A 12,583-nucleotide genomic window follows, 5' to 3' on the forward strand; every position below is an offset into this window, starting at 1 on the left:
TCGGAAAGGCCATGCAGCGGCGTCACAACCGGCACTGCATAACAGGTTTGCCGTATTAACGGACACCGGGCCGTCGCGCTTTAACCGAACAGGTCCGGAAGCACGGCCAGCGCGTGACGACTCCCTTACAGCATGTTTCTTGCATCAATCGCTAAAGATTTGCCGGCGCGGGTCGTTATCTTGTTCTGATGGGGCGGCCTGATACCTCTCGACCCGCCCGAGCACGGCGGACCGCGAGCCGCTCCGCCTGCAGACGAACACAGGTTGCCAGCGACAAACATGGAAGCGAACAGGATCACCGCGCCCCGCCGGGGCTCCTTGCGCACGGTCGTGGACCGGCTTCGGGCGTTCGGCCGGCGCGCGGACGTCAAGCCGCGGATGGCCAATAGCCGCGCCGCGCAACTGGAACAGGTGGTCGGCGCGGTCGATCTGCTCGCGCATGTCGACCGCGAACTGCGCTTCATCTACGTGTCCGACGCCAGCCTGCGCTTCATCGGCTACCACCGCGAGTATCTCGAGACCGTCACGCTGCACGAACTCGTCGCGCCCGCCGACGTGGCGCGCCTCGACGCCCTGCTCGCGCGCGCCGCCGCGTCGGGCAACGTCGAGAAGGCCACGCTCGGTCTCATCAAGTCGTTGACCTATCCGATCACGGTGGAACTGCGCGTGGTGCGCAGCAATCACGACGGCATCGACGGCTACGCGATCGCCGGCTTCGACGTTTCCGCGTGGCGCGCCAGCGAGGAACGCCTGACCCAGGCGCTGCATCTGGACCGCCTCACCAATCTGGCGAATCAGCCGGCGCTGATCCCCGCCGTGCTCGACGCGCAACAGCAAGCCGACGCGCACGGCACGCCGGCCGCGCTGCTGCTGCTCGACATCGACGACTATCAGCGCGTGAACCGCGCGCTCGGCTACGACGCCGGCGACGAGATGCTGCGCGACACCGCGCGGCGTCTGTTGAACATGACGAGCCCGAGCGAGACCGTCGCGCGCGTGGCGAGCGACGAGTTCGCGATCCTCGTCAAGCCCGCCGCCAGCCGCACCGACGCGGCCGCCGCCGCGGAAGCGCTGGCGCGGCGCCTGTTGACCGCGATCCAGCAGCCGTATGCGTTCAACGGCCAGCAGGTGCATCTGTCGGCGAGCATCGGCATCGCGCTCTATCCCGACGTGCGCCATGCCAACGACACCGCCGGCCACGACACCCATCTGCTGCGCTGGGCCGACCATGCGTTGCTGCAAGCCAAGGCGGCCGGCGGCAACACGCTCGCCTTCTACGTGCCGGACGACAACCCCGCCGACGCCGAGCGCCTGAAGCTCGAGGCCGATCTCTACGACGGCGTGCGCAACGGCGAGTTCTCGCTGCACTTCCAGCCGATCACGAGCAGCCGCACGCACGGCGTGGTCGGCGTGGAAGCGCTGATGCGCTGGTCGCATCCGGTGCATGGCCTCGTGCCGCCGTCGATGTTCATTCCGCTCGCGGAGTCGATCGGCCTGATCAACTTCCTCGGCAACTGGGTGTTGAAGGTCGCCTGCATGCAGTTGATCCAATGGGACGCGCAGGGCATCTCGCTGCAATACGTGGCGGTGAACGTGTCGCCGCAGCAGTTCCGCGACCCGCGTTTCAAGGACGCCGTGCACGAGGCGATCGAGCTGACCGGCATCGATCCGCGCCGCCTCGTGTTCGAGATTACGGAAAGCCTGCTGATGCACGACCCCGCGCACGCCAAGGTGCTGCTCGAGGATCTGACCGCGATGGGCATCCGCTTTGCCGTCGACGATTTCGGCACCGGCTATTCGAGCCTGGCTTACCTGCAACGATTCCCCCTCGCCAAGCTCAAGATCGACCGGAGTTTCGTCGAGAATCTGCTAACCTCGCGAAACGATCAGGCCATCGTTAGCGCCGTCGTCGGCCTCGCGCAAACACTCGATCTCGAACTGGTGGCCGAGGGCGTCGAAACGGAAGCGCAGCGCGCGCTGCTCACCGAAATGGGATGTGACCACATACAGGGATGGCTCGTCTGCCAGGCGCTGCCTTCCGAGGAACTCGCGCAGCGTTTCGAGGCGCGCTCGCTTCACCTGCACACCGTCTAGCGATGCGGTCCCAGCGCTCACGCGGCGAAACAAGCCGGCTCATGGCCGGCGTGGCATTCATTGGAACAGGTATGGCTTCTGCGGGATTCACATGGTAAAGGCGGCAGTGCTCGACCGGCTCTGGACGCGAATGAGCGAGCGCGGCGATTTTCCGATGCTGTCGCAGTCGCTGCGCAGCACCATGGCGGCGATGAACAATGACGACCTCGACTTCACCGGCCTCGTCCAGGTGGTGTTATCGGACTTCGCGCTGACCCAGAAAGTATTGCGGCTCGCCAATTCGGCGATGTACATGGCGTTCGGCGGCAACATCACCACGGTTTCGCGCGCGCTGATGGTGCTCGGCATGGACGCGGTCGGCCACCTCGTCGTCGGCCTGAAGATCGTCGATCACTTTCATCACAGCGCGCCGCGCCGCATCGACGCGAAACTCGAATTGAACCGCACCCTGCTCTCGGGCTGCGTCGCGCGCAAGCTGACCGAGCGCGGCGATCTGCGCGCCGGCGAGGAAGCCGTGGTCTGCACGCTGATGCGGCAGATCGGCAAGCTGCTGGTGGTGTTCTATCTCGACGCCGAGTGGGACCAGATCCGCCGGCATATCGACGACGGCGCGCTCGAGACCGACGCCTGCGTGCTGGTGCTCGGCGTCACGTTCGACGAGATCGGCGCCGAAGCCGCGGTGCGCTGGCGGCTGCCCGACATGATCCGCTCCGGCATGGGCGAGTTCGACCCGCAGGACACCGAGCAGCCGCGCCAGGTGCAATGGCTGCGCGCGATCACCAATTACTCCACGGCCGTCGCCGACGTGCTCACCCAGTCGGGCATGCCGGAGGAGGAGCGCGAGGCGCGCATCGGCGAACTGGCGCAGGAATATAGCCGCGTGCTGAACACCGATCCCGAAGTGCTGCTCGAGATGAGCGTGGCGCTGGCCCGCGAGGAAGGCGGCGACGGCGTGATGCGCGAGATCGTCGAATTGCGCGCCAACGCGGACGCGATCGCGCGCGAGGCGCTCAATCCCGAAGCGCGCATCGCGGCGGGCGTGGAGGATCTGCGCGGTCTGCCCACCGGCAGCCCGCTCGCGCCGGCGCTCGCGATGGCCTCGGAAACCGTGCTTGCCGGACTGGGTTTTGCGCGCACCGTGATGTTCGTCAAGCACAGCAACGGCACCTTCAAGGCGCGTTTGGGTCTCGGTCCGAAGATCGACGCGGCGCTGCCCCGGCTGACGTTCAACACCGCCTTCGAGCCCGACGTGTTTCATCTCGCGATTGCGAACTCGGTCGGCATTTTCATCGAGAACGCGCGAGATCCGAAGATGGTCGCGCGGCTGCCCGAGTGGTTCCGCCGCTCGTTCGACGACGCCCGCGCCTTCGTTCTGTTGCCGGTGGTCGACGAAACCGGGCAGACGGTGGCGCTGCTGTACGGCGACTGGTCGCATACTCAGGAGCCACGCAGAATCTCACAGAAGGAAATGAGCGTGTTGAACGAACTGGCCAAGGAGTTGGGCCGTTTTTTTGGTCTGGGGCAGATGCGGGAAATGGAGACGATGTGAAGGCGTGGCGTGATCGTTGATCGCGGCGCTTCACTTGTTACCGGTTCTGCATTTGCCCGACGCCTCGCGTGCGGAGCGCGGCATGTTCCGCATGCCGCAGCCTTCGGATACACGCCTCAAGCCTCAATCCTCAATCCTCGATCCGCTCCAACCCTTCCGCGCTGCGATCCGCCACCCCTGCCCACGCGCCCGCCATCAAGCCCAACTGGGCGACCTCTTCCACCGTCAACGGCTGCAGGCGCGCGCACATGGCCTCGACGTCATCCCATGCGCCGCGCTCCAGCGCTTCGACCGCGGAGAGCAACAAGCCCAACACGCCCTCACGATGCAGAATCGCCGCCTGGATCGGCCGCGACAGCGTCAACACATTGAGCGTGCTTTCGAGCGAGCCGCCGAACACCGCATCGACGAATGAAAACACGCCGGTGAGAAACGCCGCGTCGGCCTCGTCACGCCCCGCTTCGGGCAAGCGCTCGATCGCCAGTTCCATGAAGCGCGCCCGGGTCGCCGCGAGTTGCAGCAAGGGATCGTCCTCGAGCGCGACCTTGCGGCCGTCGGCGTAGAGCAGCAATTGCGTCCAGCGCGCGATGCGGTCGGTGCCCGTCGCGTTGATCGCTTCGCGCAGCGTCGTCACCTTGTGGCCGACCGCGAGGCCGCTCGAATTCGCGAGCTTCATCAGATGCATCACGAGCACCGGATTCAGTTTCAACTCGGCTTCGAGCTGCGCGACGGTCGGATCGCCCGCCAGCAGTTGCAGCAGATTCAGCAACGCATGCCGCGGCGCGCTGACACGGCGCGTCAACGAGGTCTGCGCACGCGCGAAGAAATACCCCTGGAAACGGTCGAAGCCGAGCGCCAGCGCCGCCTCGAAACCGGCCTGCGTGTCCACGCCCGACGCGATCAACAATTTGCCCGCCGACTTGAGCACGCTCGCGAGCTTGGGCAACAGCGCGGCCGGCGCGCGTGTCACGTCGATCTTGACCACGTCCGCGTAAGGCAGCAGCCTGGCGAAGCTCTCGTTGGGCTGCGTCACTTCGTCGAGCACGAAGCGGTAGCGCCGGCCATGCAACTGCACGATGCGCTCGATCAGCGCCTCGTCGACTTCGATTGCGGGCGACAGTTCGAGCATGAAGCGCTCGGCGGGCAGCCGCTCGATTGCGTCGTCGAGCAGCAACTCGCGGCTTACATCCACGTAAGCCGGATGCCCGGTGAGCGCGCCGCGCACGTGGCCTTGCACGAGGCCGCGAACGATCGCGTTCGCCACCTGTTGCGCGGGACTCGGCGCGCGGCCCGGCGCCGCGTCGGGCTCCGCCTGGGTGTTCGGGTTTGAAGCCGGCTCGTTGGCCGCGGCGTCGGGCCATGCCGGCGCGCGGACCTTGATCTCATAGCCGCACAGCATGCCGTCCCGATTCAGAATCGGTTGCCGCGCAAAGCTGGCGTTCAATTGCGTATCGTCCGTGGCGCCTGTATGGCCCGGATTTTCGATTGCGATGGTGGTGCTCATTCCGATCCCCCGCTCAGCGCCACCCCGGCGCCTCCTGCTGTATTTTGGTTTTGCTGCATCGACAGCGTGCGGCCCAAGGTCTGAAGCCCAGAAGCCGTTTCGCCCGCGATGCGCCAGGCGATTCTATCTCACGCCGTTATCCGCGGACATGCCTGTGAAGCAATATCTGGAAATATTTGGCGAGCGGCCTGAACGATAACCGGCCAGCCATGGACAATGCTTGAAGGGACGAGCGACTCCCTGCAAAACATCGATCTGAAGAGCGCATCGAGGGGGCCGCCGGCGCTCCGACTCGCGCCGTGGCCGGTATCGCTTCCGGGCTTTCAATATGCAAACGGCCGCTGTTCACGATCAGCGGCCGCTTGCATTTACTTCAAAAAGAAACCCTCACCAGGCATTACTTCAACACGACCTTCACATCGAAGTACTTCGCCGCGAAGCGGTCGATCGTGCCGTCCGCCTTCAGTTCCTTGAGCGCCTCGTTCAACGCGTTCTTCAGCGCCGTATCGCCCTTGCGGATGCCGAAGCCGACGCCCGCGCCGAGCAGTTTCTCATCCGTGACGACCGGGCCGGCGAACTCGTATCCCGCGCCCTGCGGCTTCTTCAGAAAGCCCTTCGAGGCCGCTTCCGCGTCCTGGAACGCGGCGTCGAGCCGCCCGGAGGCGAGGTCGGCGTAGATCTGGTCCTGCGTCTGGTACGGCACGACGTCGACACCGGCGGGCGCCCAGCGCGCCTTTGCATACGCTTCCTGAATCGTGCCTTGCAGCACGCCGACGTGCTTGCCCTTGAGCGAGGCCGGCGTCGGCAACAAACCGCTGCCCTTCTTCGCGATCATCTGATTCGGAATCGAATAGATCGGATCGGTGAAGTCGACCGCCTGGCGGCGCTGATCCGTGATCGTCATGTCGGAGTTGATCGCGTTGAACTTGCGCGCCTGCAACGCCGGAATCAGGCCGTCGAACGAATTCTCGACCCACACGCATTTCGCCTTGAGCTTCGCGCACACCGCGTTGCCGACGTCGATATCGAAACCTTGCAGTTCGCCCGACGGCGACTTCGATTCGAACGGCGCGTACGACGCCTCCACGCCGAAGCGCACTTCCTTGATGTCCGCCGCCGACGCGGTGCCTGCCGTTACCGTGACCGCCGACGCCGCGAACAGTGCGAGCGCAGCCATGTTTCGCCAATTCATCTTCATTACGGGTGTTTCCTCTACGGTATTGAATAAGACGGAGCCGAATCCGGGCAAACATGATTGCCGCGCCAAAAAGGCGATTCAAACTCGCGCGGCCGGTGTGGTGCAACGCAACAGCCGCGAGGCGGCGATTGTACAGGCCGGGTTGCGTACGACTGACGGGGCGAGGCAAGCGCGAGCGTCGCGCGACGCCGGATCGATGCACGTCGAACGTGCAAATCCGTGTCGCGTTCACGCAAGGCGGAGCAGAGAAAACAACTGAAGCGACGCGCGGCTAGACGAGTTGCGACAGCGTCTCGCCGGTGGTTTCGATCACCAGCAAACCGGCGCGCAAACCCGGCTTGACCGTGGCGTTCGGAAACACGATGCGCTCTTCATCGTGACGCACGGTGTAGCGATAGTCGCCGTCGCGCGCGAGCAGGGTACCCTTCGCGAACGGCGTGAAGTTGGGCACGTCCTCGGCCAACAGCAATTCGAACGCTTCACTGTGCTTGGTGAGTTGATCGATCACGGTGAACACGCGCGGCATCGCCGCCTGCGTGTTGCCGTTCGTCCCGGCGAGCAGATGACGCAGCGCTTCATCCGCGCCCGCGAATCGTGTCAGGTCGTTCTGGCCGAACGGCTGCACCTTGCCGAGTTCCAGCGTGCAAGCTTGTGCACGGCAAGTCTCAGCCGTGAAGTTCGAGAACGTGTTGGCCCTGGTGGTATGCAACAGCACCGCGCTGATGCGCGCCTCGCCGAGCCATGCGAACATCGCGCGCGAAAACGGCTTGCCGGTATGCGGCAACAACGCGAATTGCTCGAAGGCGGAGGCGCGAATCGCCGTATGCATGTCGACATGCCAACGCGCGCCCGGCTTATCCGACGCGGCGGCGAAGAAGCGCATCGCCGCCTGTTCCAACGCGGCGGCGCGCGGCGCTTCGTGGCTGCGCGGCAGTTGTTCGTGCCGTCCGCTGAAGAGGCGGTTCAGATCGTCGTCGCGATAACGGCACGCGTCGCGCATGGCGTCGACGTTGCCGAGGATCACCATCAAGCGGCAGGTCAGCGCGGCATCGCCGTGCGCGATATCGCGCACGAGACGCGACAGCAGTTCGATCGGCGCGGTCTCGTCGCCGTGAATGCCGGCCGAGGCGAGCACGCTGCGCGTATCGCGCTCCTGCGCCGCGGGCTCGATGACGAGCACGCCATCGTCGAGCCACGACCAGCGCGCGCCGTGGGCACACGTACCCTGCGCCTCATGTGCGGCAGGCCGCGAACCCGCCAGCGTATAGGCGAGGAAATCGTCGAGCAGCGCAACCGGCATGCCGTGCTCAGCGCTGGAAGTCATACAGCGAGCCCAGCGCGAGAATCTGCGTCAGTTCGTCGAGCGCGGTGCGCGATTCGGCGAGCAATTGCGGATCGGTCAGATCGGCCGGCGCGAGGCGGTCGCGATAGTGCTTTTCGATCCACGAATCGAGACGGCCGAACAGCTTGTCGTCGATCCACACGCCGCCGTTCACCGCCGCGCGCTCCGCGTCGTCGAGCACCACGCGCAGCCGCAGACACGCCGGGCCGCCGCCGTTCTTCATGCTCTCGCGCAAATCGAACACCAGCACGTCGTCGATCGGACCGGTGCGCGACGTCAAACCGTCGAGGTAGGCGGCAACGCGCTCGTTCTCGCGGCACTCTTGCGGCACGACCAGCACCTGCTTGCCGTCGGGGCGCGTCAGCAACTGGCTGTTAAACAGATAGGAGGTGACGGCGTCGGCCACGCTCACCTGCGCGTCGGGCACTTCGATCACGTTGAACTCGGCCTTTAGCCCCAAGAGCTTCGAGCGCAATTCGTCGTACACCGCCTTCTGTTCGACGAACGCGAGTTGATGACAGAACAGCGTGGTGCGATTGCCGACCGCGATCACGTCGTTATGAAACACGCCCGCGTCGATCACGTCGGGGTTCTGCTGCGCATAGACCGTGGCCGCATCCGCGAGACCGTGGCGCTGCGCGATCGCGCGGCTCGCCTCGAAAGTCTGACGCGCGGGGAAGCGCTTCGGCTCCGGTCCACGGCGATATTCGCTGCGGCCATAGACGAAGAATTCGACGCCACGTGCGCCATATTCAGCGCAAAAGCGCGTGTGATTCGCCGCGCCTTCGTCGCCGAGCGCCGGCGTGCCGGGCAGCGCTTCGTGAACGGCGAAACGGCCGTCGTCGCTGAAAATCGCGCGCAACGTGCGGCGCGTGGATTCGTGTTCGATCGCGCGATGCAGCTTGCTGCACAGATTGGCCGGCGTGAAATGCACGCGGCCGTCGTGCGTATCGGCGGACGGGCTCACGGTGGCCGCGTTCGCCGTCCACATCGCCGACGCGGAGCTTGCGGCAGCCAGCAACTCGGGGGCGTCTTTCGCCACGCGGGCGATGACCGTGGCGTCGTCGCCGGAAAAACCGAGCTCGCGCAACAGGCGCATCGACGGACGCTCCTGCGGCGGCAACACGCCCTGATGAAAGCCGAGGTCGGCCAGTTGCTTCATCTTGCGCAGGCCCTGCTTGGCCGCCGCCTTCGGGTTCGCAATCGACTTCTCGTTGCTCTGCGACGCGACATTGCCGAACGAGAGCCCCGCGTAGTTGTGGGTCGGGCCGACCAGGCCGTCGAAATTGGCTTCAGTGGCTTGCATCGTCGATCCTTAGAATTGAAGGCCCGGCGAGACGCTCGCGGGCATGTGCAGTTGCGCGCTTTCGACGGACGCCATCGGATACGCGCAGTAGTCGGCGGCGTAATACGCGCTCGGCCGGTGATTGCCCGAGCGCCCCGGACCGCCGAACGGCGCGCCGGAAGAAGCCCCGTTGGTCGGCCGGTTCCAGTTGACGATGCCCGCGCGGATGGTGCGCTGGAAATGCGTCCACAGCGCTTCGTCGTCGGCGAGCAGGCCCGCCGAGAGACCGAATTCGGTGTCGTTGGCCTTGTCGAGCGCTTCGTCGAAGTTGCCGTAACGGATGACTTGCGCGAGCGGGCCGAAATGTTCCTCGTCGGGCAGATTCTTCACGGCCGTTACGTCGAGAATCGCGGGCGTGACGAAGCCGAGCTGCGGATCGCGCTGCTCCATCTTCAGCCACGCTTGCGCGCCGTCGGCCAGCAAACGCTCTTGGGCGGCGACGAGCCGCGCAGCCGCGCGCGCCGAAATCACCGCGCCCATGAAAGGCTGCGGGTCGGCGTCGTATTCACCGACGCTGATGCGCGACGTGACCTCGGTAAAGCGCGCCATGAAGCGGTCGCCGAACGCGTCGTTCGGCACGAAGATGCGGCGCGCGCACGTGCAACGCTGCCCCGCCGACAGAAACGCCGACTGGATCGTGTGATGCACGGCGGCGTCGAGATCGGCAACCGGCCCGATCACGAGCGGATTGTTGCCGCCCATCTCCAGCGCCAGCACGATCTCGGGCCGCCCGCCGAACTGCTTGTGCAGCAAGGTGCCGGTATCCGAGCTGCCGGTGAAGAACAAACCGTCTATCTGCCGATGGTTCGCGAGCGCAATGCCGGTCTCTTTCTCGCCTTGCACCAGGTTCAGCACGCCCGCGGGCAAGCCCGCGTCGCGCCAGATCTGCACGGTGACAGCGGCCACGCCCGGCGCGAGTTCCGACGGCTTGAACACGACCGCGTTGCCCGCGATCAGCGCCGGCACGATGTGCCCGTTCGGCAGATGGCCCGGAAAGTTATACGGCCCGAACACCGCCACCACGCCATGCGGACGATGCCGCAATACAGCCGTGCCGTCCGCCATCGCCGAACGTTTTTCGCCGGTGCGTTCGTTGTAGGCCTGAATCGAAATCTCGACCTTCGCCGCCATCGAAGCGGCTTCGGTGCGCGCTTCCCACAGCGGCTTGCCGGTCTCGCGGCCGATCGCCTCGGCCAGCGCCTCCTTGCGCTCGGTCACGAGCGCGGCGAAGCGGCGCACCACGCCGCAACGCTCGTCGAGGCTGAACGCGGACCACGCCGCAAACGCGCGGCGCGCGCTGCGTACCGCGCGATCGACGTCGTCCGCCGACGCGCTGTTGCCTTCCCACACCGTCGCGCCCGTACCGGGGTTGCGCGACGCGAATGCGGGTCCCGTGCCGGCGGCCCATTCGCCGTCGATGAAAAGCTCGCTCATGATCATCCCTGTTTATGTTTCAACGGCAGCACCCGCACCGGGTCGCCTGCCTTGACGTCGAGCGCCGCGGCCTCGGCGGCGCACAGACGGAACACGCCGTCTTGCGGCACGCCCGCCGCCGCGCCCACGCGAAAATCGCCCAGCGACGTGTTCGATACCAGCGACCGCGGCGCATCCTGCGGCGCGCCCGCCGGCACGTCGGCGATCTCGACCGGCACCACCACGCTCTCGCGCACGGTGCGCAAGTCGGAGATGTGGCATTCGAGCACCGGGCCCGCGTCGAAGATATCGACGTGGTTCTCGTAGCGCAGCCCTTCCGATTCGAGCATGCGGCGCGCCGGAATCGTGTCGCTGTGCGTGAGGCCGACGCATTGCTGCGCTTCCTCCGGCAGCAGTTCCACGTACACCGGATAGCGCGGCATCAGTTCCGCGAGAAACGCCTTGCGGCCGTGCGAACTCAGGTAGTCCGCCGCGTTGAAATCGATCTGGTAGAAATGCGAGCCGACCGCGCGCCAGAACGGCGACGTGCCCTGCTCATCGAAATGGCCGCGCAATTCCGCGCACAGACGCTGCGGAAAGCGTTCGCGAAACTGCGCGAGAAACATGAAGCGCGAGCGCGACAGCAAGCCGCCGACACCGCTCGTGCGGTAACGCGGGCTCAGGAACAGCGAGCACACTTCGGCGTAACCCGTGAGGTCGTGCGAGATGTTGAGCGCGCGCATGCGCGTCCAGATGCCGAGGTCCTGGCTCGCGTGCACCACGGTACTCACGCGATAGTTGTAGAACGGCTGCTGCAGACCCACCGCCGTTTCGATTCCGCAGACGCCGGCCACGTCGCCCGTGTCGGTGTCTTCCATCACGAAGAAATAGCCCGCCTCGTGCGGCGCGGCTTTGTCTTCCATCGTGCGGCGCGCGCGTTCGATGCGCGCGACAAGCGCCTCGCGATCCGGCTTGAACGTGGTGAGGCCCGGGCCGGTTTCCTGCGCGAGACGCATGAGCGCGTCCACATCGCCTCGTTGCACAACGCGAACGACGATCATCGTGCGTCTCCCGATTCTTGCTGATGCGGCTGGTGCAGCGGCACGCAGCGCACGGTATCGCCCTCTTCCACGCCGAGCGCCGCGCGCGCCGCGTGAGACAACGACGCGCCGGCTTGCTTGTTCGCGGCGAGGTCGCCGAGTACGCAGCGAAATTCCCCGTCCGCGCCGTTGTGCGCGATCAGATACGTCGCGCCGTCGGGAGCGGCCGCGGCTTCATGGACCACGCGCGTTTCATTGCGCGCCACGCACGCACTGCGGTCCACTTGCGCGGTCAGCACCGGGCCCGCATCGAAAATATCGACGTAGCGGTCCGTTTCGAAACCTTCTTCCAGGTGGATCTCGTAGGCGAGCAACGCCTTCGAGTCCGGTTCGCCGAGCACGCGTTGCGCCGCTTCCGGCAACAGCGGCACATAGATCGGATAGGTCGGCATCACTTCGGCGATGAAGGTGCGGCTACGGCCGCCCGATTCGATTTCGATGTCGGCGAAATCGCGGCCGAAAAACTTGCGGCCCACGGCTTCCCAGAACGGCGACACGCCCGCGTCGTCGGTGACGCCGAGCAGGAGCGAGAACACCTCGGACGTGAAGCGCTTGCGATTGGCGGCGATGTACATCATGCGCGCCCGCGACATTAGATGCGCGGCCGCGTCGCCGCGCAGCGACGGGTCGATGTAGTAGCCCGCGAGCCGGCTCTTGCCGGTCAGTTCATGCGACATGGTGAGCGCGTGAATCTTGCGGTTCACGTGCAATTCGCGCGACGCATGAATCAGCGCGTCGTTGCGAAACGCGTAGAACGGGTCCGAGTAACCGGCGGCGGCGACGATGCTCGCCGTGCCCATCAGCTTGCCGCTTGCCGAGTCTTCGAGCACGAACAGGTAGAACTCCTCGCCCGGAAAATCGACCTCCGCGCGAAACGAGTCTTCCGACAATGCGACGCGCGCTTCGAGCGCAGCCCGGTCGTGCGGCAGCGAATGCAGCACCGGTTGCGCGGTGCGCGCCATGTGTTCGAGCGCATCGAGATCGGCGAGGCGGCCGGGGCGTACGAAGAGCATCATCGTTCCTGTTGAATGTGACGCA

Annotated in this window: 9 protein-coding genes; 2 read left to right on the forward strand and 7 right to left on the reverse strand. The window is 65.7% G+C overall.

Annotated elements, in window-relative coordinates:
* Window positions 1-279 precede the first annotated feature (279 nt).
* Together CUJ90_RS11635 and CUJ90_RS11640 are read left to right on the forward strand one after the other, a co-directional pair.
* The gene (locus tag CUJ90_RS11635; RefSeq protein WP_114162768.1) at window positions 280-2,094 is read left to right on the forward strand and encodes a putative bifunctional diguanylate cyclase/phosphodiesterase; all 1,815 of its coding nucleotides are present in this window, start codon (window positions 280-282) and stop codon (window positions 2,092-2,094) included.
* A gap of 91 nt (window positions 2,095-2,185) precedes the next feature.
* Window positions 2,186-3,643, forward strand: coding sequence for an HDOD domain-containing protein (locus tag CUJ90_RS11640; protein ID WP_114162769.1), 1,458 nt, complete (start codon window positions 2,186-2,188; stop codon window positions 3,641-3,643).
* Window positions 3,644-3,773: 130 nt separating this feature from the next.
* Here CUJ90_RS11640 and CUJ90_RS11645 read toward each other — a convergent pair whose 3' ends face one another.
* The 7 genes from CUJ90_RS11645 to aruF all read right to left on the reverse strand — a co-directional run bounded on the left by CUJ90_RS11645 (window position 3,774) and on the right by aruF (window position 12,558).
* On the reverse strand, window positions 3,774-5,147 hold the full coding sequence (locus tag CUJ90_RS11645) for an EAL and HDOD domain-containing protein (RefSeq protein WP_114162770.1): 1,374 nt from the start codon (window positions 5,145-5,147) through the stop codon (window positions 3,774-3,776).
* 397 nt (window positions 5,148-5,544) lie between these two features.
* Window positions 5,545-6,345 carry an ABC transporter substrate-binding protein gene (locus CUJ90_RS11650; protein ID WP_114162771.1) on the reverse strand — a complete coding sequence of 267 codons (801 nt, stop codon included), beginning with the start codon at window positions 6,343-6,345 and terminating at the stop codon, window positions 5,545-5,547.
* 271 nt (window positions 6,346-6,616) lie between these two features.
* On the reverse strand, window positions 6,617-7,669 hold the full coding sequence (gene astE, locus CUJ90_RS11655) for a succinylglutamate desuccinylase (RefSeq protein ID WP_244219915.1): 1,053 nt from the start codon (window positions 7,667-7,669) through the stop codon (window positions 6,617-6,619).
* Complete coding sequence (gene astB / locus CUJ90_RS11660) at window positions 7,653-8,993, reverse strand: N-succinylarginine dihydrolase (protein ID WP_114162772.1); 1,341 nt, start codon at window positions 8,991-8,993, stop codon at window positions 7,653-7,655. Before astB ends, astE begins: the two co-directional genes overlap by 17 nt.
* Window positions 8,994-9,002: 9 nt before the next feature.
* Window positions 9,003-10,466, reverse strand: a complete 1,464-nt coding sequence (astD, locus tag CUJ90_RS11665; RefSeq protein WP_114163534.1) for a succinylglutamate-semialdehyde dehydrogenase — start codon at window positions 10,464-10,466, stop codon at window positions 9,003-9,005.
* Between the two features lie 2 nt (window positions 10,467-10,468).
* Complete coding sequence (astA, locus tag CUJ90_RS11670; RefSeq protein ID WP_073430057.1) at window positions 10,469-11,506, reverse strand: arginine N-succinyltransferase; 1,038 nt, start codon at window positions 11,504-11,506, stop codon at window positions 10,469-10,471.
* The gene (aruF, locus tag CUJ90_RS11675) at window positions 11,503-12,558 is read right to left on the reverse strand and encodes an arginine/ornithine succinyltransferase subunit alpha (protein ID WP_114163535.1); all 1,056 of its coding nucleotides are present in this window, start codon (window positions 12,556-12,558) and stop codon (window positions 11,503-11,505) included. Before aruF ends, astA begins: the two co-directional genes overlap by 4 nt.
* Between the last annotated feature and the right edge of the window lie 25 nt (window positions 12,559-12,583).

The sequence above is a fragment of the Paraburkholderia terricola genome, from assembly GCF_003330825.1.
In the GTDB taxonomy this organism is placed as follows: Bacteria; Pseudomonadota; Gammaproteobacteria; order Burkholderiales; family Burkholderiaceae; genus Paraburkholderia; species Paraburkholderia terricola.